This window comes from Stenotrophomonas sp. YJH_SMC_37 (assembly GCF_059370035.1).
In genome coordinates this window covers 91,869-116,721 of the sequence record NZ_JCAFTG010000002.1, presented here as the reverse complement: position 1 = coordinate 116,721, position 24,853 = coordinate 91,869, and the positions used below count along the sequence as shown (strand labels likewise).

The following is a 24,853-nucleotide window of genomic DNA, read 5'->3' as shown; positions in this document are numbered from 1 at the left end:
CACGGCCGTCCCACGGCCTTTCCCTGACTCACTCGGCCTGGAGGCCATCAAAGTGACCCGTACTCCCAAGATCGTGCTGCTGACCCTGGCCGTTTCGGCCGCGCTGGTCGGCTGCGGCAAGACTGAAACCCCGGCCAAGGACGCCACCGCCTCCACGCCGGCCGCGGCCGAAGCCACCAACTACACGCTGGACGAAAGCAAGCTGCCGGCCTACAACGCTTTCCAGCCCAGCGATCTGGATACCACCAAGGACGCCTGCGGCGCCTTCGGCGACTATGTGAACAGCAAGTGGCTGGCCGCCAATGAAATTCCGGGCGACCGCACCAGCTGGGGTGCGTTCACCATCCTCGACGAGCGCTCGGTGGCCGTGCAGCACCAGCTGGCCGAACAGGTGGCGCAGGTCAAGAATCCGAACCACATCGAGAAAATCGTCGGCGACCTGTGGGCCACCGGCATGGACGAGGCCAAGATCAATGCCCAGGGCATCGAGCCGCTGAAGGCCGACCTGGCCGCCATCGACGGCCTGCAGGACAAGGCGGCCATCGCCGATTACCTGCGCACCAGCGCGGCCAGGGGCGACAACGTCCTGTTCGGCTTCGGTGCCGAAGCCGACTTCAAGAACTCGGCCGTGAACATGGCCTACGCCAGCCAGGGCGGCCTGGGCCTGCCGGACAGCACCTATTACACCGACGCCAAGAATGCCGACAAGCTGAAGGCCTACCAGGCGCACGTCGCCAAGGTGCTGGAGCTGTCCGGTGTCGCCGCTGCCGACGCCGCCAAGCAGGCCGAGGACGTGGTCAAGTTCGAGACCCGCCTGGCCAAGGCCTCCAAGTCGCGCGTGGAGCTGTCGCGCAACGTCGAGCTGTACTACAACCCGGTCACCCTGGCCGATGCCGACAAGCTGACCCCGAACTTCAGCTGGACCGAGTTCTTCAAATCGCAGGGCGTGGCCGCGCCGGAGAAGTTCTCGCTGGCCATGCCGGCCTTCCATGAGGAAGTGAGCAAGGCGCTGGGCGATACCGACCCGTCGGTGTGGCGCGCCTACCTGCGCTTCCACACCGTGGACAGCGCCTCGCCGTACCTGGCCGATGCCTTCGTGCAGGAAAACTACGAGTTCTACGGCAAGACCCTCAACGGCCAGAAGGAACAGAAGCCGCGCTGGAAGCGCGTGCTGGGCACCATCGAAAACGATGCGGGTGAAGCCTTCGGCCAGCTGTACGTGAAGGTTGCCTTCTCGCCGGAAGCCAAGGCGAAGATGGAAGAACTGGTGAAGAACCTGGCCGCCGCGCTGAAGGAGCGCATCCAGGGCTTGAGCTGGATGAGCGAGGAGACCAAGGCCAAGGCCATCGCCAAGTGGGAAACCTTCACCCCGAAGATCGGCTACCCGGACAAGTGGCGTGACTGGTCGGGCCTGCAGACCCAGCGCGACAGCTTCCTGGGCAACGTGCGCGCGGCCAACGAGTTCAACTACAAGTTCAACCTGTCCAAGATCGGCAAGCCGGTGGACAAGACCGAGTGGGGCATGACCCCGCAGACGGTCAATGCCTACTACAACCCGCTGCAGAACGAGATCGTGTTCCCGGCCGCCATCCTGCAGCCGCCGTTCTTCGACCCGAAGGCCGACGACGCATTGAACTACGGCGGCATCGGCGCGGTGATCGGCCACGAAATGACCCATGGTTACGACGACCAGGGCGCGCGCTTCGGGCCGACCGGCAACATGGAAGACTGGTGGACCGCCGCTGACAAGAAGAACTTCGAAGGCCTGACCGGCAAGCTGGTCAAGCAGTTCGACCAGTACAAGGTCGACGGCCAGGCGGTGAACGGCCACCTGACCCTGGGTGAGAACATCGCCGACCTGGGCGGCCTTGCTACCGCCTACGATGCCCTGCAGAAGGCCAGCGCCGGCAAGGAAGACCCGAAGGTGGACGGCTTCACCCGCGACCAGCGCTTCTTCTTCAACTGGGCCACCGTGTGGCGCACCAAGTACACCCCGGAGAACGCCAAGGTCCGCCTGGCGACCGACCCGCACGCCCCGGCACAGTTCCGCGCCATGGGTGCACCGTCGAACCTGCCGACCTTCGCGGCCGCGTTCCAGTGCAAGGCCGGTTCGCCGATGGCCCGCACCGGCGAGCAGCAGGTGGTGATCTGGTAAGTCCTGGCTGACGCTGTTGCAGACCTGCAAAGGCCCGGGAATTCCCGGGCCTTTGTTTTTCCGGGGTGTCTTTCATCCACGCATGGCGTGGATCTACTGATCCCGGCGCTCCCCGGTAGCTGCCGACCTTGGTCGGCGAATGCACCGCGACGCGTGCATCCCGCGCCCATGCCTGGCTTGCTATAGTGCGCGCGCCCTCAATCCATCACGGATTCGTTCCACATGCCCAACTTCCGTCCGCTTGCCATCGCCCTGGGCATCTGCCTGGCGACCCTGGTCCCGACTCACGATGCGTTCGCCGCCAAGAAGAAGGCCGCACGCGCTCCGGCCGTCAGCGCCCAGTGCAGCGACTTCTACGACGCCACCAATGCAGGCTGGCTGAAGGCCAACCCGGTGCCGCAGACCGGCGCCGTCACCGCGCTGGGACAGCTGGTTGACCGCAGCCGCCAGCAGCAGCGTGAACTGCTCGACGCCGCGATGAAGTCGCCGCAGGGCAATGTGCAGAAGCTGCTGGGCGACTTCTGGGCCAGTGGCCTGGACGAAGCCGCCGTGGAAGCAGACGGCTCCAATCCGATTGCGCCGCTGCTGACCCGCATCAACGCCATCAAGAAGGCCAAGGATGTGCCGGCCTCGATCGCCGCGCTGCACCAGGTCGGCATCCCGGTGGCCTTCAACTTCGGCCCGGACGTCGACCTGAAGGCGCTGGATCGTCACATCGGCTACTTCATGCAGGGCGGCATGGGCCTGCCGGATCCGGCGTTCTATACCCGCACCGACGCCGACACCGTGGCGCTGATGGGCCGCTACCGCAACTACGTCAAGCAGATCCTGGCGCTGACCGGTACCCCGGCCGCCAAGCTGGATGCCGAGTCGCAGGCGGTGATCGCGCTGGAAACCGAACTGGCACGCAATGCGCAGTCGCTGGCCGGCATCAACAACCCGTTCAACAACTACGCGCCCATCTCCACCAAGGAGCTCAACAGCCGCTACCGCAACCTGCAGCTGGATGCCTTCCTGAAGGCACAGGGCGTGGACGATGACCTGGTCTCGCTGGCCGACCCGGGCCTGTTCAAGCAGCTCGATGGCATGGTCACCAAGCTCAAGCCGGAGCAGTGGAAGGCGTACCTGCGCTGGCGCGTGGGCGACTCGATGGCGCCGTACCTGTCCAAGGCCTACCGCGACGCCGAGTTCGAATTCCGTGGCCGTGTGCTGCGTGGCCAGACCCTGCCGCCGCAGCGCTGGGAATCCGTGCTGGATGCAATCAATGTGGCCGCCGGCCCGATGGTCGGCCGCGAGTACGCCGCCCGCTACCTGTCGGCCGAAGATCGTCGCCAGGCCGCATGGATCGTCGACAAGGTGCGCGAAGTACAGATCGAGGCGGTAAAGAACAGCAGCTGGATGAGTGCCGAAGCCAAGACCGAAGCGCAGGCCAAGCTGGCTGCGCTGAAGATCGAGATCGGCACTCCACTGCGCGACCTGGACTACAGCGTGCAGCCGATGGGCCGCGGCTCGTTCGGTGGCAATATGCTGATCGCGTCGACCTGGCGCCATCGCGAGGAAATGAAGCGCATCGGCAAGGGCAACGCCGACCGTCGCTGGGACGTGCTGCCGCAGCAGCCGTCGCTGGCCTATGACCTGGCGCAGAACCGCCTGATCGTCACCGCCGCGATCCTGCAGGGCCCGGTGTTCAACGCCAAGGCCGACGCCGCCGACAAGTTCGGCAGCTTCGGTGGTCTGGTCGGCCATGAACTGACCCGTGCGATCGATGCCAAGGGCGCGCTGGTCGATGCCAAGGGTGAGCTGCGCAGCTGGTGGACTCCGGCCGACAAGACCGCCTGGACCCTGCTCGGCAATCGCGTGGCAGCGCAGTACAGCGCCTACGACTTCCCGGGCGTGAAGGGTGCCAAGGTCAACGGCACGCTCACCCAGGAAGAGAACCTGGCCGACATCGCCGGCCTGGAACTGGCCTGGGCCGCATACACCGCGCAGGAGCCGAAGGCCAAGCCGGCACAGCAGCAGGGCTTCTTCCGCGCCTGGTCGACGTTGTGGGCGCAGCAGCTGTCGCCGAACGAGGCCGCGCGCCGCCTGACCGCCGACATCCGCGCGCCGGGCCTGTGGCGCAGCAACGGCACGCTGGCGAACCTGCCGGCGTTCGGTGCTACCTTCAGTTGCAAGGCCGGGCAGCCGATGCAGCGCAGCGAAGCCGACCAGATCAAGGTCTGGCGCTGAGGTCTGATGGTTTGTTATTGATGAAAGGGCGCCTCCGGCGCCCTTTCTTTTGCGGAAACGGAGGGAAAAAGGCCCTGACGGATCAGGGCCAAACCAACCCTTGCGGCGAGAGAGAACCGCTGTTCGCGCAGGTCAGAAGTCGTATGAGGCGCTCAGGCGCACTGTCCGCGGTGGTGTGAAGTAGCTGCCCATACCGTAGATGTTGGAGACCGTGTCGGGTCCGGTCTGGTACTTGGCAGTGGACTGCAGCTGGCGCCGCTGGTTGAGCACGTTGAAGATGTTCAGTCCCAGGCCAAGCCGGTTGTCAGCAAACCCGGGGCGATACATCACGCCCATGTCCAGCTGCGCCGTCCACGGCTGCCGGCCCGCGTCGCCGGGACGCGAAGGCTTGCCATTGCAGTAGTGGTAGGCCGAGCCGTAGCCATTGAGTGGATCGGTCTGATCACTGCCGTAGTAGCCCAGACAGCTTTTCGGCATGCCCGACATCACCCGAACCGTGGCAGAGGCTGTCCATTCGTCATCGATCTGGTAGGCACCGAACGCCTTGAACTGGTGCCGGCGATCATTGGCGAGGTAGCCGCCGGCGTACTCCATCAACGCCGCCGCATCCCAGTCTTGGGTCTTGGACACATCGCTCTGGCCGATATCCGATCTCACCTGCCCTTCGGTGTTGCCGAAGCTACGCGACCAGGTGTAGTCCAGGCGGCCGGACCAGCCGTCGGACATCGGACGTTCGATGAACAGATCCAGTGCCACGTACTGGCGCTTCGCCTTCTTGCCGTCGTAGCCCCAGTCTGTCGAACTCATGCTGACCGGCGTGTAGCCGGAGCCATCACGGTGCCGTAGCTGGAAAGTGTTGGTGGCACCCGGATTGAAGATCACGCAACCGGGCAGATCGAAAGTGTCGGCATCCAGACCCATGCCTGCAAGTCTGTCGACGAAGCGGTCTGAATCGCAGGTATCGTCAATGGCCGACTGCAGCTTGCGGTAGGTGACCTTGGCACCGCTGTTCCAACGGCTGCCCAGGGTTTTCTCGAAGCCCAGGATCAGCTCGTCCTGGTACTGCGACTTCAGGTCGGTCGGCGCGACGGCCAGCGGATCGGGCGCCTGCCCGTACTCGCCGTTGGCCGACACCGGACCCGGCCCCAGTGGTGTGAGGCCGGTCGGGTTGCCGTTGGCGTCGATGCCGGTATAGGCGAAGTATTCGCGCGTGTAGGTCGATGCGGAGGCGCCGCGGATAGCCACGCTGTTGGGCAGCGCCAGGTAGTAGCGGCCCAGGTTGGCAAACAGCTTCAACGAAGCATCGCCGAATACATCCCAGCTGGCGCCCAGGCGTGGCGCCCACTGGTCGCCGCTCTCCACGTAGGCGCGGCCGTCGCTGTTGAAGTTGGTGAAGCGGTCGTTGCGAAGGCCAAGCGTCAGCAGCCAATCGGGTGTCAGCTGCCAGCGGTCTTCCAGGTAGTAGGCCCGCTGCTTCACCGACATGCTGGTGGTAGTGGAGAAAATGTACTTCTGCACGAAATAGCCCTCGCCCCCCGGCGGGGCGATGCCGAAGCCCGGGCTGGGCGATGCGCCCGGATTGCCACGCGAATAGATCCAGGCATGACCGGGGCCTGTCATGGACTGCCCTTCGTTGTTGGCCCGGTAGGTCATGTTGTCGACGCCGGCAGTCAACTCGTGGTTGCCGATGCGGTATTGCAGGTCCATGCGCAGCCCGTGGGTCGTGCTGCCCGCATCAGGTGCCTTGCTGTAGAGATCGGGCTGATCGTTGCGGATCGGCGTGCCACCGTTCAACGAGGGATCCTGGTTGCCGGCACCACTGATATAGGGGTTGCCCGAGTCCAGCGGATTGAATTCAAGGTTGCTGGTACGCGCGCGCCCCCACACGGCACTGAAAGTCAATGCATCGTTGAGGTAACCGGTGTACTTGAAGATATCGACGTCGGTACTGGACTTGACCAGGTTGGGGAACGTACCGGTGCGATCCCCCTCGGACAGTGTCTTGTAGTCGAACTCCCGGTAGTAGCCAGCGGTACGATCTGTGTCCTGGAAGCGGGTGTACTCCAGCGTATTGCCGTCGTTGATGTTCCAATCGATCTTGCCGTAGAACTTCGGCGTGTCAACGCGGTAGTGGTTGCGCACCTGCTGCGCGGCGGCTTCGTTGGCGGTTGCAACGCCTTCGCGACGGTTCGATTCGGCAGCAAGGTGGATGAACAGCCTGTCTTCGATCAACGGGCCACTGGCATAGCCGCTGTAGGTCGTCGTGGTTGCCTTGTCACCGCGCCGGTAGCGGTACAACGTGCCCGGCTTGGACGGATTCTCGAAGGCATATCCTTCAGGAAGGGTCATGTCCGGGTAGTTCACCGATGCCGGAGACTCGGCCAGCCCGGCCGGCGACCAGGTGACCTGCGCACCGAACCGCCACGCGTTGGTGCCACGCTTGCCTACCTGATTGATGACACCACCGGTGGAACGGCCATACGCCGCGCCGTAGCCGCCGGTGAAAGTTTCCTGCTGGTCGATGGAGCCGTACGGCAGGCTGATGCCGCCCAGATAGTTGAGCGGGTTGGTGACGTTGAAGCCGTTGAGGTAGTACGCATTCTCGGTGACGCTGGCGCCGCCAAACGACAGCACCGAGCGCGAGCCATTGCTGAAGGAGCCACTACCAGCGACCACGCCCGGCGCCAGCAGCGCGATGGATTCAGCGCTTCGCCCCAGCGGCAACACATCCAGCTGCTCGGAGGTGATGACCGACTTAGAGACGGTGTGGGTCACATCGATCTTCGGCATGTGGGCGACCGTGACATTGACCGCATCAAGCGTGGTCGCCGGGCCTTGTGCGGCGAAGCTCACTTCGGTACCGCTGCCCACGCGCAGCTGCACATCATCGCGCTGTTCGATGATGCGCCCGTCGCGCTGCAGGCTGATGCTGTAGCGCCCCACCGGCAACGCACCGAAGCTGTAGCGCCCCTGGGCGTCGATGACTGCCCTGCGCTTGAGGCCACTGTCGCTCTGCGCAACGACGGTCGCGCCTCCGGAGCCGCTAGCATTGCCGTACAGCGTGCCGGTCGTGCTCTGCGCGGCAACGCTGCCAACGATGGAAAACAATATTGCCGAAAGTGCGCTGCGCTTTAGCACGCGATGTATGGATGCAACTGCCATGAATTCCTCTCCGTTGATGGAACTACCGGGGAGTTATAGGCACGGGTCTGCCGCGCAAGGCAGTGCTGCAACCGGCGATGAATCGGGTGGAATACGCCACGATGCAAGCCTCGACGCGGCCCATGGTTCAATCCATGCACTTGAAAAGCCTGGATATTCAGTGGACCAAGCAACGACAGGTACGGATGCACGACGCACGCCACGACAGACAACATACGTCACGCCAGAGTGCTGACGCACAACATGCAGCGTCCAAAGCGACAGCATGTCGTTCCGATTCCGACACACCCACTGCAGACATGCTCGCCTGCGTCACCCGTCACGCAGGCTGCAGCGTGCCCCGGTAAGGCACGATGCACCTGACCAGCGGCGCGCCGATTTTCTACATCGAACACGAACTGCCCGTCCACGTCGTACTCGAAGCTGATGTCGCCAGGCAGCAGTGCGCGTGGCAGCGCGATGCCCAGCAGCGGCCAGCATCGTGGCATCAACTGCAGGCGCCCCCACCCACCACCAGCGCAAGGCCGACCGAGACCGCGCCGAAACGCTCGACCAGCGGCGCGTCACCACGACCACGGCCCTTGGTCTGCAGGGTCGGGCCGCTCGGCCTGCAGCGCCGGCGCCAGAGTACGCCAGGCCACCAACAGCTCCAGCTCCGGCAGGTCCGTCAGCAGGTGGATCAGCCGCCCACCAAGCACCCCAATCCATCCAGGATCAGGGGCTGCACGCTTCGTCCTTCGTGCTGCCGTTGACGGGAACTGCTTTCCCCTGCGCTGCAGCACGATGCCGCATTAACACCAGGCGTGCTATCGCTGCGCCTTCGTCCGCTGCGGAGCCCGACCATGGCACACAAGAACACCATCTGCGTGTGGTACGACAAGGAAGCGCTGGAGGCCGCCACCTTCTATGCCAACACCTTTCCCGACAGCGCGGTGACCGCTGTCCACCACGCCCCGGGCGACTACCCGGACGGCAAGGAGGGCAACATACTGACCGTTGAATTCACCGTCTGCGGTATTCCCTGCGTCGGCCTCAACGGCGGCACCGCGTTCAAGCACAGCGAAGCATTTTCTTTCCAGATCCAGACCGAGGACCAAGCCGAGACCGACCGCCTGTGGAACGCGATCGTCGGCAACGGTGGACAGGAGAGCCAGTGCGGTTGGTGCAAGGACCGATGGGGCGTTTCCTGGCAGATCAGCCCACGCATGCTGATCGAAGCGGTGACCAGCCAGGACAAGGCACTGGCCAAGCGCGCCTTCAACGCGATGATGCCGATGAAGAAGATCGACATCGCCACCATCGAAGCGGCAATCAAAAAAGGGGACGGAGGGGATTAAGTCGTTATTCCCCATTGTCTGTGACCCAATGCGAATTGCGACTTAATTCCCTCCGTCCCCTTTTCCCGAGGTGCTGATGTCCTGGGATGCGATCATCATCGGTGGTGGCCACAACGGCCTGGTCTGCGCGGCCTATCTGGCGAAGACCGGGAAGAAAGTGCTGGTCCTTGAACGGCGCGGTGTGCTCGGCGGCGCTGCGGTCACCGAGGAGTTCCATCCCGGCTTCCGCAACTCTGTGGCGTCGTACACGGTATCGCTGTTGCAACCGAAGGTGATCGACGACCTGCAACTGCATGCGCATGGGCTGCGCATTGTCGCGCGCCCGGTCAACAACTTCCTGCCATTGCCCGACGACCGCTACCTGTTGTCGGCACCTGGCCGCGCCCAGGCCGAAGTCGCGAAATTCTCCGAACGCGATGCGCAGGCGCTGCCAGCGTATGAAGCACGCCTGGGGATCTTCGCCGACGTACTGCGCGCATGGGCCCTGCGCGCGCCGCCGGACCTGGGTGTAGCAGGCGGTTGGCGTGCGCTGCCCGCGCTCTGGCAGATGGGCCGCCTCGGCCGCGAACTGGCAACGCTGGATGCTTCGCTACGCCAGGAACTGCTGGACCTGTTCACGCTGTCGGCGGCCGAGTACCTGGACCGCTGGTTCGAGAGCGAGCCGATCAAGGCCCTGTTCGGCTTTGATGGCATTGTCGGCAACTATGCAAGCCCGTATACACCGGGCAGCGCCTACGTACTGCTGCACCATGTGTTCGGCCAGTGCAATGGCGTGAAAGGTGCGTGGGGCCATGCGATCGGCGGGATGGGCGCAATCAGCCAGGCCATCGCCGCCGCTGCACGCGCGGCTGGCGCGGAACTGCACGTGGACGCCGGCGTGCGACGCGTACTGGTTGAACACGGCAGTGCCGTGGGAGTGGAACTGGCCAACGGTGAAATCCTGCGTGCACGCGCGGTGATCGCCAACGTCAACCCGAAGCTGTTGTACGAGCAGATGCTGGCCCCGGCACAGGTACCAGACGCGACCCGCGAACGCATGGCGAACTGGCGCTGCGGTTCCGGCACGTTCCGGATGAACGTGGCGCTGTCGCGGCTGCCGGACTTCCGCGCCCTGCCCGGGCCAGGCGATCACCTCAGCGCCGGCATCATCATGGCGCCCAGCCTGGAGTACATGGACCGCGCCTGGCTGGATGCGCGACGCGACGGCTGGTCGCGCGAACCGATTGTGGAGATGCTGATTCCCAGCACGCTGGACGCTTCGCTGGCGCCGCCCGGCCGGCATGTGGCCAGTCTGTTCTGCCAGCACGTGGCACCGGTGCTGTCCGATGGACGTCACTGGGATGATCACCGTGACACGGTGGCCGATCTGATGATCGCGACCGTCGACCGGTATGCACCGGGCTTCGCCGACAGCGTGCTTGGCCGACAGGTGCTGTCACCGCTGGATCTGGAGCGCACCTTCGGCTTGATCGGCGGCGACATCTTTCACGGAGCGCTCAGTGCCAACCAGTTGTTCTCGGCACGGCCGATGGTTGGCCAGGCTGGCTATCGCGGCGCCCTGCCCGGCCTGTATCTGTGCGGGTCGGGAACACATCCCGGGGGCGGCGTGACCGGTGCGCCGGGGCACAACGCGGCACAGGTAGTGCTGCAGGATCTCTAGAGCCGTGCCGACCAACGGTCGGCACCTACCGCGTCAGATGATCCTGGCCAAGGTGTGCCAACCGAGGTTGGCACCTACCCGCGTGAAGCGAGGCGCATCGCGCCTCACTTCACGCTGCGCAGATGGTTCGGGCGCTTCGGCGGGCCGGGCGGGCGACGCTTGTTGAACGGCGGCTGCCCGCGCCAGTAGCGGATCAGCAACCACCCGAACAGCATGCCGCCCAGGTGCGCGAAGTGGGCCACGCCTGGCTGCCAGCCGGTCATGCCCAGCACCAGTTCGCCCACACCGAACAGGATCACGAAGGTGCGTGCCTTCATCGGGATCGGCGGGAACAGCAGCATCACCCGCTGGTTCGGGAACAGCATGCCGTAGGCCAGCAGCAGGCCGAACACGCCGCCGGAGGCGCCCAGCACCGTGGCCGGATTCTCCAGCAGCGTTCCCACCAGCAGCTGGCAGACACCGGCACCGGCCACGCAGACCAGGTAGTACAGCAGGAAGCGCTTCTCGCCCCAGGTCTGCTCCAGTGGTGCGCCGAACATGAAGACCGCCAGCATGTTGAAGAACAGATGGCCGAAGCTGCCATGCAGGAAGCCATAGGTCAGCAGCTGCCAGGGCTGGAAGTTGCCGCCTGGCGAGAACGCATCGAAGCCCTGCTGCAGCGGTTGCAGCATGAACGGCTCGAAGGTCTGCATGCCGAGCAGGAACGGCTGCTGCAGCAGGAACAGGATCGCGTTGGCGATCAGCAGGGCCTTGGTGACGGTAGGCAGTCGCGGGAACATGGGAGCACCGGCATGGAACGGCCTCCATCATAGCCGCAGCACCGTGTGATGTTGGCGCGCCCCCGGGATGCCCTGTTCAGTCGCCAGCGATGCTCAGCCGGGCCCCCACACAGCAGCATCCAGCGCCGCCGCCGGATCGGCCGCCGGCATCCGCACCCGGCCGTTTTCCACCTGCACGCCCTCGGCACGCAAGCGCTGCGACTGCTCGCGCCAGCCGGCCGAGCCTTCTGCCATGGCGATGCGGCCATCCGAACGCAGCACGCGGTGCCAGGGCAGGCCCGGGTCGTCGTTCTGGCCCAGAATGCGCGCGGTCAGGCGTGCACGCCCGGGCAGGCCCGCGCGCATCGCCACCTGGCCGTAGCCCATCACCTGCCCCGCCGGGATCGCGCGGATCACCGCCAGGATGCGCGCACGCGCCTGCTCCGGGGTCAGCGTCGCAGGCGGGTCACCAGCAGAACGCCGATCAGCACCAGTACGGTGCCGGCGATCTGCGCCGGCCCCATCGGTTCGTCGAGCAGCCATAGGCTCATCACGATGGTGGAAACAGGGCCCAGCATACCGACCTGCGCGGCAAGCGAGGAACCCACGCGCTGCACCGCCAACATGATCGCCAGCACCGGCAGCACCGTACAGACAGTGGCATTGACCAGCGACAGCCACTGTACCGGCGCCGGTGCCTGCCACAGCAGTGGCAGCGGATGGGTCACCGCGAAATGCAGCAGCACCAGCACGCTGGCCACGCAGCTGGCATAGGCGGTCAGCCGCACTGCACCGATGCGCGCGACCACCTGCCCGCTGCCGAACAGGTACAGCGCGTAGCTGAGCGCACTGCCCAGCACCAGCAGGCTGCCGACGATGATCTGGCCGCCCTCGCGCTGCAGGTCGTGCCCGAAGGCCAGCAGCACGCCGAGGTAACTCAGCACCAGCGCGCCGATCTGCCAGCGTCCCGGCCGCTGGCGCGCCAGCAGCACGTTGATCAGCAGCACCAGGGTCGGGTTCAAGTACAGGATCAGCCGCTCCAGGGTCACACTGATGTACTGCAGGCCCTGGAAGTCGAGCAGGCTGGACAGGTAATAGCCGGTGAAGCCCAGCCACAGCACGCGGGCGCGATCAGCCCAGGACAGCGGCTCGGCCCGGCGCGCGGCCCACAGGGCCATCAGTACGAACAGCGGCAGCGCCATCAGCATGCGCAACGCGAGCAGCGTGGTGGCATCGACGCCATGGCGCAGGCCGAGCTTGACGATGATCGCCTTGCCCGACGCGGCAATGGCGCCGATCGCGGCGAGGCCGATGCCGCCCAGCGCAATGCGCGGGGAAGCAGTGGCGATGCGGGAAGCGGGAGTGGACATCAGGAGGACGGCGGGCCGCGCAGGGCGGCCCGGTAAGACGTGGGGACGCCCATTGTCGCATGGGGGCGCCCGCTGCCCTGTAGAGCCGAGCCCGCGCTCGGCTTCGCCAGGCCGGGGCGAAAGGCAGCCGAGCAGGGCTCGGCGCCACAACGGCCCGGCTCAGCGCATCAGCACCACTTCTTCGGCCGAGGTCGGGTGGATCGCCACAGTGTCGTCGAACTGGGCCTTGGTCGCGCCCATCTTCACCGCCACAGCAAAGCCCTGCAGGATCTCGTCGGCCGCTTCGCCCAGCAGGTGGATGCCCACCACGCGTTCTTCCGGGCCGGCACAGACCATCTTGAACAGGCTGCGCTGGGGGCCGTTGGCCAGCGCCTGCAGCATCGGGCGAAAGCGGCTGTGGTAGACGCTCACCTGGTCGAAACGCCGGCGCGCTTCCTCCTCGCTCATGCCCACCGCGCCCAGCGGCGGATGCGAGAACACCACGCTGGCCACGTTCTCGTAATCCATCTTCGACTGCGGGCGGCCCCCGAACAGCCGGTCCATCAGCCGCCGCGACGCGGCCACCGCCACCGGGGTCAGGCCGACCTTGCCGGCGATGTCGCCGACCGCATGCACGCTCGGCACACGGGTGGTCTGCCACTCGTCCACCTGCACCTGCTCGTGCTCGCCGATGTCGATGCCGAGCGCTTCCAGACCCAGGCCACGGCTGTTGCCGCGGCGGCCGGCAGCGAAGAACACCGCATCGAACACGCTGTCGAGCGGGCCATCATGGCCGAATGCACGTACGCGCTCACCATCGCGCTGCAGTTCGCGCAGGCGATAGCCGAAATGGATGCGCACGCCCTGCTGCTTCAGGTTCTCGGCCAGCTGATCGGTCAGCTCGTAGTCGAAGCGATCCAGCAGCCGCTGACCGCGCACCAGCAGGCTCACCCTGCTGCCCAGTGCCTGCAGCAGGCCAGCCAGCTCCACCGCGATGTAACCGCCACCGATGATCGCCACCTCGGCCGGTGCCGCGCGCAGATCGAAGAAATCATCGGAAACCAGGCCCAGTTCCGCGCCGGGAATGTCCGGGCGCAGCGGGTGCGCGCCGGTGGCGATCAGGATGTGTTCGGCGCTGTAGCGCACGCCATCGCTGCAGGCCACGGTGTGCGCATCGAGCAGATGGCCGCGCGCCGGAATGCGCACCACGCCGGTTTCGTCCAGGCGCTTGTGGTAGCTGGTATGGATATTGCTGATGTAGGCCTGGCGATGTATCACCAGTTCCTTCCACGACAGCGCCGGGCGCGCTTGGACATCGAAGCCCATCGCACTGGCCAGGCCGATGCGCTCATGCAGGTCAGCTGCCAGCCACATGGCCTTCTTCGGCACGCAACCGACGTTGACGCAGGTCCCACCCAGTTCGCCCGGCTCCAGCAGCGCCACGCGCTTGCCGTGCTGCGCGGCGCGGATCGCACCGGCCAGGCCGGCGGAGCCGCCGCCGAGGACGATCAGGTCGTAGTCATAGGGTGCAGTGCTCATCGGAATCGCTCGGGTCGGTAGGGGGCAGGGTCGATCACCGGCGTACGGACGCAGACGAGATCGGCGATCAGCTGGCCGTTGCCGGCGCTCATGCTGATGCCGAGCATGCCATGCCCAGCTGCAAGCCAGACGTGAGGATGCGCGCCCTGCATCGATCAGCCCTGCCCGGCTCCACGCCGCATCGGTGGCCACTGGCGGTAGGTCATTGCACGCCATAGCCATTCCACCGGACCAAAGCGGAAGCGCGCCAGCCACGCGTGCGAAACAGCCACCTGCGCTGCGAATACCAGCAGCGCGAACAGCAACTGCACGCTGCGCGGCATCCGCTCGAACCCGCCCAGGCCATAGTGGTAGAACAGCCAGGTACACAGCAACGACTGGGCCAGGTAGTGGGTCAATGCCATGCGCCCCACCGGCGCCAGCCATCCCAGCCGCGCGCGCCAACGCACGATCCACGCCAGGTAACCCAGGCACATCGGCAGCCCGCCGATCGTCACCAGTGCCATCGCTGCGGTCACCGGCAGGTCGTAGGCGCCCGGTGCCAGATACGGCTTCCAGGCAACGCCGAGCAGCGTGACCGCCAGGCCCAGCGGCAGCGCCACCCAACGCAACAGCACGTACAGCCGTGGGAAGCGCTCGGGTGATACCAGTGCACCGCTGCTGGCGAACCAGCTGCCGATCAGGAACATGCCCAGCACTTCCGGACCGGTAATCAGCAGCGCGCCCATCGACGATCCGAACTCGTGCAGGCGCTGCGCGGTGGCCTGCATCCAGCTGCCGTGCCCGTACACCAGGCGCTGCTGCGCGATGGCCTGCTGTGCTTCGGCAAGCATCTTCTGCATGTCTTCGGCCGAAGCCATCGACACCATCGCACCCACCAGCAACATCATCGCTACACCGCCGAGGTAGACGATCACGCCCATCCACGGCAGCCAGCTGCGCGGCGCCTCGCGGCAGGCCAGCAACGGCAACGAGACCAGTGCATACATCACCAGGATGTCGCCGGACCAGACCAGCAGTGCATGGCACAGGCCGATCAGCAGCAGGCCGGCGCTGCGGCGCAGGTAGAACGGGGTGAAGTCGCGCCCGGCCACCTCGGCGCGTTGCGCCATCACCGCAAAGCCGGCACCGAACAGCAGCGAGAACAGGGTGAAGAACTTGCCCTGCACGAACACATAGACGAAGGCGTCGGCCCAGTGATCGATGCCCCGCCAGTGCACGTCAATGCCGGTGAAGGCCAGGTCCAGCGGACCGCTGAAGGCCTCGATGTTCATCAGCAGGATGCCCAGCAGCGCGGCACCACGCAGCACGTCCAGCACGGCGATGCGTTCGCCGGAAGCCACCGGCTGCAGGGAAGGAGAGACAGCGTTCACGGGGCGTCCGTCAGGCAGGTCCGCCATTATGCCGCCGGCCCGCGCGCCATGGATGGCCGCGCCATGTTCCAGAAACGCAACGGCCCGCCGAAGCGGGCCGTCGCATCCATCACGATCGCGCTGCGATCAGTGCTGGTGACCACCGTCGCCGTGGACGTGGCCGTGGTCGAGCTCTTCCTTGCCGGCTTCGCGCACATCGACGATTTCCACGTCGAAGTGCAGGTCCTTGCCGGCCATCGGGTGGTTCAGGTCGACGTCCACGACGCTCATGCCGACCTTCTGCACGGTCACCGCACGCGGGCCGAAGTTGGTCTGCAGCACCACCTGCTGGCCCGGGGCCAGCTTGGTGTTGCCGAAGTGCTTCTTCGGCACGCGCTGGGACAGGCCCTCGCGGCGCTCGCCGTAGGCATCGGCCGCCTTGACGTCGACGCTGAAGGTCGCGCCGGCTTCCTTGTCCATCATGGCGTTTTCCAGGCCCGGGATGATGTTGCCATGGCCGATCAGGATCGCCAGCGGCTCGCCGCGGTCCTTGGACGATTCAATCGGCTCCTGGCCGACTTCGGAAACGGTGTAGTGGAAGCGGACAACGCGGTCTTTTTCGATCTTCATGCGCAACTCTGTCTGGATCTGCCGGAGGCAGGCGGGTTGGGGCGGGTTGTCGCCCGACGGGGACGCCGCCATCATGACGGCCATTCCAAGGTGGCGCATTATCCGGAGATCATGCACATCACGCCAGTTTCGTCCGGCCCGCGCCGGTTTCTCGCCCCGGCCCTGCTGCTGGCCCTGCCCGTGTTGATGACCGCCTGTGGCGGCGGCAAGGCCACCCGCCCGGCGCCGCCCCCGCCGACGGCGAACTGGCCCAAGACCGTGCCGGACAACCCCGAGGCCGCCAACTCGGTGCTGATGCGGGCCATCAGCCTGGTCGGCACGCCCTACCGCTATGGCGGCAACACCCCGGACTCGGGCTTCGACTGCAGCGGGCTGGTCGCCTATGTCTATCGCGAGATGCTGGACCTGCGGTTGCCGCGCACCTCGCGCGACCTGGCGGCGGTACAGGGCCCCAGGATCGATCCGCAACGCCTGGCCACCGGCGACCTGGTGTTCTTCGGCAGCCGCGGCAGCGTCACCCACGTGGGCATCTATGTAGGTGAAGGGCGTTTTGTGCACGCGCCGAGTACCGGCGGTACGGTTCGCCTGGACTCGCTCAGTGGCCCCTACTGGAAAGACCACTACACGGGCGCGAAACGTGTCCTTCGCTAAGCTGAACAGGCGATATGTCTAAAACTGTGACATACGTCACTATATAAATAACGATTTTATAACGGAATTTTTAACTTATCCGCGCTTTTACAGGGCATGATGCCCCATCGTTTTTTTCCTGTGACCGACGCGTGACGACTGACGACCTGAAAAGCGAAGGCCAGACTTCCGTATCTTCACGTAGTGCCCGCCCGCTGTTGCTTGGCCTGGCACTGTGCCTGACCAGCCTTCCGGCCTGGTCGCAGACTGCTCCAAACCGTTCCGATGTGACCCCGGCCCCGGTGGCCGAGAGCACCGCCCGACCGGCCGCCAAGGCCGAGGCTGCCGCTCCGCAGCGCAGCCGCGTCGATGCCGCCGCCAGTGCCACGCTGGCCGCCCTGCTGCCGCACCTGGCCGCCAACGACACCATTCCGCTGATGGATCGCTCGGCCGTGGTGGCCGGTGACCTCAGCCGCCTGCTCGCCAACTACGACACCAGCAGCGCCGCCAATGGCAGCGTCGTCGGCACCGCTGCCGACAACGGCAAGGTGCAGTCGCTGCTGCGCCGCGCGATGACCCTGCTGGGCACCCCGTACCGTTGGGGTGGCAGCAACCCGGACAGCGGTTTCGACTGCAGCGGCCTGGTCGGCTATGTGTTCCGTTCGGCGCTGGGCATCGAGTTGCCGCGCGTCTCGCGCGAGATGGCGCACGATGACAACGCCGAACTGATCAACGACCGCACCGCGCTGGCGGCGGGCGACCTGGTCTTCTTCGGCCGCAAGGGCCGCGTCGACCACGTCGGCATCTATGTCGGCGACGGCCGCTTCCTGCACGCCCCCAGCTCGGGCAAGGATGTGCGCGTGGACACCCTGCTCAGTGGCTACTGGGGCAACAAGTTCATGCAGGCCCGCCGGGTGGATCTCTGACCCGCTGGCGCTACAGCGCCGCCTGATGCGAGAAGCCGCTGCCCTGCAGCGGCTTTTTTGTTGGGCCCGTAATGGTGGGTGGCTGCCGACCTTGGTCGCCACCGGCTCCATCCATGCATGGTGTGGATCAAGCGGAGGCCGCCTTGGCCGACACCGCCTCGGCCATCCCCAAACAAAAGGCCCGCCGGTCAGGGCGGGCCTTTCAATTCAGCACACCACCTCAGGCGCGTGGTGGTGTCGGGTCGGGATCATCCACGCCCACGTTGCTGGACGGGTTGTCGTACACCGCCTGGTCAAGCAGCCCGGTCTCCTTGGCCACGATCACCGGTACCAGCATCTGGCCCGTCACGTTCGTCATCGTGCGCATCATGTCCAGGATGCGATCAATGGCATACAGGTAGCCGATGGTCTCCAGCGGCAGGTTGGCCGCACTCAGCACCACCGTGGCCATGATCACCGCAGTACCCGGCACGCCGGCGGTACCGAAGCTGCCCAGCACCGAGGCGATCAGCACCACCACGTACTGCTCCGGAGTCAGCGGCACACCGCTGTACTGCGCGATGAACACCGCGCACAGCGCCGGGTAGATCGCGCCGCAGCCGTCCATCTTGATGCTGGCGCCCAGCGGCACCGCAAACGAACCGTAATCCTTGTTCACGCCCAGGTTGTGGGTGATCGAACGCAGTGCCACCGGCATCGCCGCGAAGCTGGACGAGCTGACGAACGCAACCTGCATGCCCGGCGCCGCACCACGGAAGAACTTCAGCGGGTTCAGTCCATGCGCCAGCAGCAGTGCGCTGTAGACCACCACGATGTGCAGGGCGCAGGCCACGTACAGCGCCAGCACGAAATGCCCCAGCGGCAGCAGCTTCTCGAACCCGTAGCTGCCGACCAGACCGGCGATCAGGCCAAAGGTGCCGATCGGGGTGACTTCCAGCACGAAGCGGGTCACCTGGATCATGATGTCGCTCATCTGGCCGACCAGCTTGCGCGCCTCGGTCACCTTCTCGCCGAGCTTGACGATGGCGAAGCCGACCAGGCCGGCGAAGAAGATCACCGGCAGGATCGAGCCCCGGCCAGCCGCCAGCACGGTCTCACCGGCCGCGTTGACCTTGGTGCCGATACCGGACAGCGCGTAGAAGACATTGGCCGGCACCACGTCCAGCAGCACCTGCACCACGCTGGGGACCTCGCGCGGCACGTAGTTGCTGGCCATGGTCAGCTGCAGGCCACCGGCGCCGGGCTGCAGCACGGTACCCACGCCCAGGCCGACGCATACCGCCAACGCGGCGGTGATCACGAACCACAGGAAGGTGCGGCCACTGAGCGCGGCGACCGACTTCTGCCCGTGCAGCGATGAGATAGCGTTGATGACCGCGAAGAACACCAGCGGCACGGCGATCATCTTGATCAGGGTGACATACAGCTCACCCAGCGGGCCAAACCACGTTTCTGCGGCCGGGCCAAGCGCCCAGCCGGCCAGCGCACCGAGCACGAAGCCACCGACCACGCGCTGCCAGAATGGAATCCGCAGCCAGGCAGAGACCAGCTTCATAGGCAATCCAGAGGGAAGGAAGGGATGCTGGCACGATAGTCCAAAGCGGCCTGCGGAACGACCGCCGGGCCGGCAAATCAGTGTGTCATCGGCGTGCCTTGCTGGGGCGGGCATAATGAATGTCCCGTTACAGTTTGTGAGATCCCAGCGTCCATGCGCCGTTCCGTCTCCCTGTTGGCCGCCTGCGCCACCACCCTGCTGCTGGGCGCCTGCGCCAGCACCACCCCCGCCTCTGCCCCGGCTGGCCTGAAGGTCGCCGTCGATCCCGTCGCCCACCCGGCCGGCGAAACCCCGCAGTGGTGGTACCGCAGCGGCGCTGCCCAGGCCGCCGCCAACGGCGCGATGTCCGGCAAGGCCAAGAACGTCATCCTGTTCCTCGGCGACGGCATGAGCCTGACCACCGTGGCCGCCTCGCGCATCTACGAGGGCCAGCGCAAGGGTGGCTCCGGTGAAGAGAACCTGCTGTCCTGGGAGCGCTTCCCGGCCACGGCGTTCAGCAAGACCTACAACACCGATTCGCAGACCCCGGATTCGGCCGGCACCATGACCGCCATCACCACCGGTGTGAAGACCCACATGGGTGCGATCGGCGTCAGCGCCGGCAGCCGCACCGACTGTGCCGACAGCCTGTCCAAGGGCCTGCTGACCTGGCTTCAGCTGGCCGACAGCGCCGGCCTGGCCACCGGCGTGGTGTCCACCGCGCGCCTGACCCATGCCACCCCGGCCGCGACCTACGCGCACTCGCCCGAGCGCAACTGGGAAAACGATACCGACCTGACTGAAGCGGCGAAGGCGGCCGGCTGCAAGGACATCGCCCAGCAGCTGCTGTCGACTTCGCGCTACGGGCGCGGCCCGCTGGTCGCCCTCGGCGGCGGGCGCGGGGAATTCACCACCGTGGAAGAGCGCGACCCGGAGTACGACGACAAGGTCGGCCAGCGACTGGATGGGCGCAGCCTGGTGCAGGAATGGCAGCAGGCCCATCCGCACGGCGCCTACGTGTGGAACAGCAAGCAGCTGGCCGCCGCCAACGCACCGGCGATCCTCGGCCTGTTTGAACCGGACCACATGCGCTACGAGTACGAGCGCCCGCAGGATCCGGGCGGTGAGCCGAGCCTGGCCGAACTGACCGCAGCGGCGATCAAGAATCTGTCGAGGCACCCGGAAGGCTACGTGCTGATGATCGAAGGCGCACGCATCGACCACGCCAACCACAGCGGCAACGCCTACCGTGCACTGACCGAAACCGTGGCGCTGTCCGATGCGGTGCGCGTGGCCAGCGAGCTGACCTCGGCCGACGACACCCTGATCATCGTTACCGCCGACCACTCGCACACGCTGAACTTCGTCGGCTACCCGGCGCGCGGCAACCCGATCCTGGGCAAGGTGAAGGACAAGGGCGGCGAAGATGGCGCCGGCAAGCTGGACTACGCACTGGACGGCACCGGCCAGCCGTACACCACGCTGAGCTACGCCAATGGCCCGGGCCACACCGGCAGCAGCAACCAGCAGCCGGCCGGCCCGAAGCGCTATCCGCACAACCCGAGCAGCTTCGAACCGGCCGACGGCCGCCCGAACCTGCGCGAAGTCGACACCGAGCATCCGGACTACATGCAGGAAGCGCTGGTGCCGATGAAGTCCGAATCGCACGGTGGCGAGGACGTCGGCATCTGGGCACGCGGCCCGGGCAGCAAGGCGATCCGCGGCACGCTGGAACAGAACGCGATCTATCACATGATCGTGCAGGCCACCCCGGCCCTGCGCGAGCGCCTGTGCCAGGCCGGCACCTGCGATGACAAGGGCGTGCCGGTGCAGCTGCCGGCACCGACCGCATTCGAGCGCAAGGCCGAGGCCCGGTGATCGCACGTCAGGCCCGCCCTGATTCTGCCAGCGGCCGCTTCGCGCGGTCGCTGGCCCTGCTTGGCGTGCTGGTCAGCGCCACTGCAGCGGCACAGGCTCCGGCATGCAGGCTGCTGACCGACGAACACGGGTTGTGGCCACTGCCCAACTGCGAGGTGATCGATCACCGGCCGAAGATCAGTACCGAGACGTTGAAGGGCCTGAACTACGACGACCACGGCCTGGCAGTGGTGTACGCCGAGCAAGGTTTCCACTACGTCGACCGCAAGGGCCGCAGCCTGCCGGTGCTGACCTGGGACAACGGCCCGGAGACGCCGCAGGAAGGCCTGTTGCGCGGCCGCGTCGGCAACCGCGTCGGCTACTTCGACCTGACGTTCCGCCAGGTGGTGCCCGGCACCTACGATTTCGGGTGGCCGTTCCAGGATGGCGTGGCCGAGGTCTGCAATGGCTGCCGCCGCGGTACGCCGGATGCCGATGGCCACACTTCGATGGAGGGCGGAGAGTGGTTCCGCATCGACCGCGCGGGCCGTCGGGTGAAGTAGGGTTTTCGGCAGGGCTGCGCCCTGCACCTGCAGACGCAACGGCAACGGCCGGAAGCAACAGCAACAGCGTGCATTCCGTGGGATGGCGGGGCACTGTGGGTGTGCGGGGACGGCGCGAGTACGTCCATGTAGCCTTGGTCGCCGCATCCATGCGGCTCACACCCCGCAAACCCACAGTGCCCAGCCTTCGACAGTTTTCCGGCGGCTGTTGGTAGGTGTCGACCTTGGTCGACACATCTGTCAGATATCGAATGAGTCATCCACGCATGGCGTGGATCTACTGTGTCTACCAAGGTCGACACCTACCAAAGCGGTGCAAGACGCCGTTCCGACAGATCGCGGCAATCTGTCGAAGGCGGGGTGGGTCCGGTTGCGGGGGCGTGAGCCGCATGGGCCCGAGGCATGCCTCGGGCGGGTTGGGCAGGACGCCCAACCCCGGTCTTGCCGTGTGCGCAGGACTGCGCACACGTGCAAGCGGCGACCGAGCTTACATGGGTGAGGGCGCTTTGCTTGCGAAGCACTGCTTCGCAAGCGCCCGAACGCACAGCCGCCAGCGGCTGGGCCGGGCCACGGAGGGGGACTTGCAGCGTCCCCCGCAACCGGACCCACCCCGCCATCCCTCAGCAGACCAGCTGTTGCTGTTGCTCTGGCTCGTAGCAGGTGCAGGGCGCAGCCCTGCCAAGCAAACCCCACCCTATACTTGCCGCCGTGACTGCCTTCCCTGCCCTCGTTCCGCTGGATGCGCCGCTGCTGGTGGGTTACAGCGGCGGTGTCGACTCGACCGTGCTGCTGCACTGGCTGTGGCGCTGCGCACAGGCCTCCGGCACGGCGCTGCGTGCGGTGCACGTACACCATGGCCTGCAGGCCGATGCGGACGCCTGGGTGCTGCATTGCCAGCAGCAATGCGCGGCACTGGGCATTGAACTGGCCGTGCATCACGTGCAGGTCGACAAGCGCGCGGGCCTCGGCCTTGAAGGCGCGGCGCGGCAGGCACGACGTGCAGCGTTCGCCGCCGAACTGCGCGACGGCGAAACACTGGCACTGGCGCAGCACCAGGACGATCAGGCCGAGACCTTCCTGCTGCGGGCCCTGCGCGGATCCGGCGTCGATGGCCTTGCCGCGATGTCCGCACACAGCCGCCTTGGCGAACAGCCTCTATGGCGGCCGCTGCTGGCGGTGCCACGCAGCGCACTGCTCCACTACGCCCGGCAGCACGCGCTTCAATGGATCGAAGACCCCAGCAACGCGGAAGACCACGCCGATCGCAACTTCCTGCGCCTGCAGGTGTTGCCGTTGCTGCGCCAGCGCTGGCCGCACGCGGCGTCGGCATTGGCCGGCAGCGCGACGCATTGCCGGCAGACCCGCGAACTGCTGGACGAGGAAGACGCCGAGCTGATCGCGCATCTGGAAGTGGCACCGCGCGTGCTGTCATTGGAACTTCTGCGCCAAGTGCCGCCGGGCCGCGCCGCACGCGTGCTGCGCGCCTGGGTGCTGGGCCATGCTGCAGCACCGTTGCCGGCCACGGTGCTGAAACAGGCGCTGGACGAACTGCTGCCGGCCGGCAACGATCGCCAGGCACGTGTGCGCTGGCACGATCACGCGATCCAGCAATGGCGCGACCATGCCTACCTGCTGCCAGCCCGGCTACCTGCGCTCCCCCCCGCGTGGCAGGCCGAATGGGACGGACGCGCGCCATTGGCGCTGCCCGATGGCGGACAACTGCGCCTGCAGGGCGCCCCGGCCTTCGAACGCCCATTGCAGGTACGTGCGCGCGCGGGCGGTGAGCGCATCCTGCTACCCGGTCGCCCGCATTCGCACGCGCTGAAGGACTGCCTGCAACGTGAGCGTCTTGCCCCGTGGCGCCGCGCGCAGCTGCCGTTGATCTTCGATGGCCCGCAGTTGCTGGCCGCCGCCGACGTGGTCATCGCCGCGCCCCTGCAGGCCTGGTTGCAGGCGAACGGGGCACAGCTGCGTTGGCATCCCGGCGGCTGGTGAATTGACCCCCGCGCGCGGCCCGTCCACACTTGCCGCATGGCCAAGAAGTCCCCCGAAAACGCCTCCCCGGTCGCCCAGTTCGAGCAGTCGCTTGAATCGCTGGAACAGCTGGTGGAGCAGATGGAAACCGGCGAGCTGAGCCTGGAAGCCTCGCTCAGTGCTTACGAACGTGGCGTCGGTCTGTATCGCCAGTGCCAGCAGGCGCTGGAACAGGCCGAACTGCGCGTGCGCCTGCTCAGCGATCCGGCGCAGCCGGAAGCATCCGAGCCGTTCGATCCGCCCAGCCATGACGGCTGAAGCCCTGTTCGCGCGCTGGCGCGACCGCATCGAGAGCCAGCTCGACGCCGCCCTGCCCTCGCCCGCCGAGGCCCCGCAACGCCTGCACCAGGCGATGCGCTACTCGGTGCTGGGTGGCGGCAAGCGCATGCGGCCGCTGCTGGTGTACGCCAGTGGCCACCTGTTCGGCGCGCAACTGGAGCACCTGGACGCGGCCGCGATGTCCGTCGAGCTCATCCACGCCTATTCGCTGGTGCATGACGACCTGCCGGCGATGGACGACGATGCCCTGCGCCGCGGCAAGCCGACCACCCACATCGCCTTCGACGAAGCTACCGCCATCCTCGCCGGTGACGCCCTGCAGACCCGTGCCTTTGGCCTGCTGGCCGATGCGCCGCTGACGGCCACGCTGCGCGTGGCCTGCCTGCAGACCCTGGCCCACGCGTCCGGTGCCTCCGGCATGTGCGGCGGCCAGGCGCTGGACATCGATGCCACCGGCCAGCAACAGACCCTGGCGGCACTGACCCGCATGCATGCACTGAAGACCGGCGCACTGATCCGCGCGGCGGTGCGCATGGGTGCGCTGTGCGGCCAGGCCCACGAACCGCAGCTGGCCCAGCTCGACAGTTTCGCCGATGCACTCGGCCTGGCCTTCCAGGTCCGCGATGACATCCTGGATGTGGAAGCCAGTTCTGAACAACTGGGCAAGACCGCCGGCAAGGACCAGGCACAGGAAAAGAGCACCTTCCCGGCGCTGCTGGGCATGGACGGCGCCAAAGCACAGCTGCGCGAACTGGCAGCGCGCATGCAGGCAACCCTGGCCGGCCATGGCGAGGAAGCCGATCCGCTGCGCGCGCTGGCAACGCTGGCGGTGGAGCGCAATCACTGATTGCTGGCGGCG

19 protein-coding genes and 1 pseudogene are annotated in these 24,853 nt (G+C 66.4%); 11 read left to right on the top strand and 9 right to left on the bottom strand.

The annotated features are described in order from the left end of the window. Positions 1 to 52 precede the first annotated feature (52 nt). The gene (locus tag AC5P8J_RS02990) at positions 53 to 2,155 is read left to right on the top strand and encodes a M13 family metallopeptidase (RefSeq protein ID WP_019660623.1); all 2,103 of its coding nucleotides are present in this window, start codon (positions 53 to 55) and stop codon (positions 2,153 to 2,155) included. A 222-nt stretch (positions 2,156 to 2,377) separates the two neighbouring features. Continuing rightward, positions 2,378 to 4,384: a M13 family metallopeptidase gene (locus tag AC5P8J_RS02985; RefSeq protein ID WP_111102211.1), complete on the top strand. Its 2,007-nt coding sequence runs from the start codon at positions 2,378 to 2,380 to the stop codon at positions 4,382 to 4,384. A 132-nt stretch (positions 4,385 to 4,516) separates the two neighbouring features. On the opposite strand, the gene AC5P8J_RS02980 is transcribed toward AC5P8J_RS02985, so the two are convergent. Next, complete coding sequence (locus tag AC5P8J_RS02980) at positions 4,517 to 7,546, bottom strand: TonB-dependent receptor (protein WP_495216603.1); 3,030 nt, start codon at positions 7,544 to 7,546, stop codon at positions 4,517 to 4,519. Between the two features lie 842 nt (positions 7,547 to 8,388). Between AC5P8J_RS02980 and AC5P8J_RS02975 the strand changes: the two genes are divergently transcribed. After that, positions 8,389 to 8,883, top strand: coding sequence for a VOC family protein (locus tag AC5P8J_RS02975; protein ID WP_021203393.1), 495 nt, complete (start codon positions 8,389 to 8,391; stop codon positions 8,881 to 8,883). 76 nt (positions 8,884 to 8,959) lie between these two features. Beyond that, positions 8,960 to 10,543 (top strand): phytoene desaturase family protein, encoded by a 1,584-nt coding sequence (locus AC5P8J_RS02970; RefSeq protein ID WP_134729847.1) that lies wholly within the window; start codon positions 8,960 to 8,962, stop codon positions 10,541 to 10,543. A 104-nt stretch (positions 10,544 to 10,647) separates the two neighbouring features. On the opposite strand, the gene AC5P8J_RS02965 is transcribed toward AC5P8J_RS02970, so the two are convergent. The 7 genes and pseudogenes from AC5P8J_RS02965 to AC5P8J_RS02935 all read right to left on the bottom strand — a co-directional run bounded on the left by AC5P8J_RS02965 (position 10,648) and on the right by AC5P8J_RS02935 (position 16,171). After that, entirely contained in the window at positions 10,648 to 11,322 is a 675-nt protein-coding gene (locus tag AC5P8J_RS02965) for a rhomboid family intramembrane serine protease (RefSeq protein WP_005410509.1), read from the bottom strand. A gap of 93 nt (positions 11,323 to 11,415) precedes the next feature. Beyond that, the gene (locus tag AC5P8J_RS02960; protein ID WP_425605136.1) at positions 11,416 to 11,844 is read right to left on the bottom strand and encodes an MGMT family protein; all 429 of its coding nucleotides are present in this window, start codon (positions 11,842 to 11,844) and stop codon (positions 11,416 to 11,418) included. Continuing rightward, complete coding sequence (locus tag AC5P8J_RS02955) at positions 11,751 to 12,671, bottom strand: DMT family transporter (protein WP_019660628.1); 921 nt, start codon at positions 12,669 to 12,671, stop codon at positions 11,751 to 11,753. Before AC5P8J_RS02955 ends, AC5P8J_RS02960 begins: the two co-directional genes overlap by 94 nt. A 159-nt stretch (positions 12,672 to 12,830) precedes the next feature. Next, positions 12,831 to 14,189 carry a glutathione-disulfide reductase gene (gene gorA, locus AC5P8J_RS02950; protein WP_019660629.1) on the bottom strand — a complete coding sequence of 453 codons (1,359 nt, stop codon included), beginning with the start codon at positions 14,187 to 14,189 and terminating at the stop codon, positions 12,831 to 12,833. After that, positions 14,186 to 14,329, bottom strand: a pseudogene (locus AC5P8J_RS02945) (amino acid dehydrogenase); the annotation flags it as partial. The gene gorA and the pseudogene AC5P8J_RS02945, both read right to left, overlap by 4 nt. Before the next feature lie 15 nt (positions 14,330 to 14,344). Beyond that, a complete protein-coding gene (locus AC5P8J_RS02940; RefSeq protein ID WP_155029912.1) occupies positions 14,345 to 15,589 on the bottom strand; it encodes a DUF418 domain-containing protein in 1,245 nt (414 codons plus the stop codon). Positions 15,590 to 15,688: 99 nt separating this feature from the next. Beyond that, positions 15,689 to 16,171, bottom strand: a complete 483-nt coding sequence (locus AC5P8J_RS02935) for an FKBP-type peptidyl-prolyl cis-trans isomerase (protein ID WP_111098588.1) — start codon at positions 16,169 to 16,171, stop codon at positions 15,689 to 15,691. Between the two features lie 111 nt (positions 16,172 to 16,282). On the opposite strand from AC5P8J_RS02935, the gene AC5P8J_RS02930 reads away from it, so the two are divergent. Both AC5P8J_RS02930 and AC5P8J_RS02925 read left to right on the top strand, forming a co-directional pair. After that, entirely contained in the window at positions 16,283 to 16,822 is a 540-nt protein-coding gene (locus AC5P8J_RS02930) for a C40 family peptidase (protein ID WP_031270212.1), read from the top strand. Between the two features lie 131 nt (positions 16,823 to 16,953). Then, positions 16,954 to 17,727 carry a C40 family peptidase gene (locus AC5P8J_RS02925; RefSeq protein WP_005414115.1) on the top strand — a complete coding sequence of 258 codons (774 nt, stop codon included), beginning with the start codon at positions 16,954 to 16,956 and terminating at the stop codon, positions 17,725 to 17,727. A gap of 220 nt (positions 17,728 to 17,947) precedes the next feature. Here AC5P8J_RS02925 and AC5P8J_RS02920 read toward each other — a convergent pair whose 3' ends face one another. Continuing rightward, positions 17,948 to 19,282, bottom strand: a complete 1,335-nt coding sequence (locus AC5P8J_RS02920; RefSeq protein WP_019660634.1) for a dicarboxylate/amino acid:cation symporter — start codon at positions 19,280 to 19,282, stop codon at positions 17,948 to 17,950. Between the two features lie 153 nt (positions 19,283 to 19,435). Between AC5P8J_RS02920 and AC5P8J_RS02915 the strand changes: the two genes are divergently transcribed. The 5 genes from AC5P8J_RS02915 (at position 19,436) to AC5P8J_RS02895 (ending at position 24,841) form a co-directional block, all read left to right on the top strand. Continuing rightward, positions 19,436 to 21,139, top strand: a complete 1,704-nt coding sequence (locus AC5P8J_RS02915) for an alkaline phosphatase (RefSeq protein ID WP_495216602.1) — start codon at positions 19,436 to 19,438, stop codon at positions 21,137 to 21,139. Continuing rightward, positions 21,136 to 21,681 carry a WG repeat-containing protein gene (locus AC5P8J_RS02910; RefSeq protein WP_288041621.1) on the top strand — a complete coding sequence of 182 codons (546 nt, stop codon included), beginning with the start codon at positions 21,136 to 21,138 and terminating at the stop codon, positions 21,679 to 21,681. Before AC5P8J_RS02915 ends, AC5P8J_RS02910 begins: the two co-directional genes overlap by 4 nt. A 708-nt stretch (positions 21,682 to 22,389) precedes the next feature. After that, positions 22,390 to 23,676 (top strand): tRNA lysidine(34) synthetase TilS, encoded by a 1,287-nt coding sequence (gene tilS / locus AC5P8J_RS02905; RefSeq protein WP_495216601.1) that lies wholly within the window; start codon positions 22,390 to 22,392, stop codon positions 23,674 to 23,676. Between the two features lie 36 nt (positions 23,677 to 23,712). Then, positions 23,713 to 23,973: an exodeoxyribonuclease VII small subunit gene (locus tag AC5P8J_RS02900; protein ID WP_005410522.1), complete on the top strand. Its 261-nt coding sequence runs from the start codon at positions 23,713 to 23,715 to the stop codon at positions 23,971 to 23,973. After that, positions 23,963 to 24,841 carry a polyprenyl synthetase family protein gene (locus AC5P8J_RS02895; protein WP_058982172.1) on the top strand — a complete coding sequence of 293 codons (879 nt, stop codon included), beginning with the start codon at positions 23,963 to 23,965 and terminating at the stop codon, positions 24,839 to 24,841. The genes AC5P8J_RS02900 and AC5P8J_RS02895 overlap by 11 nt, the downstream gene beginning before the upstream one ends. Positions 24,842 to 24,853: the final 12 nt, after the last annotated feature.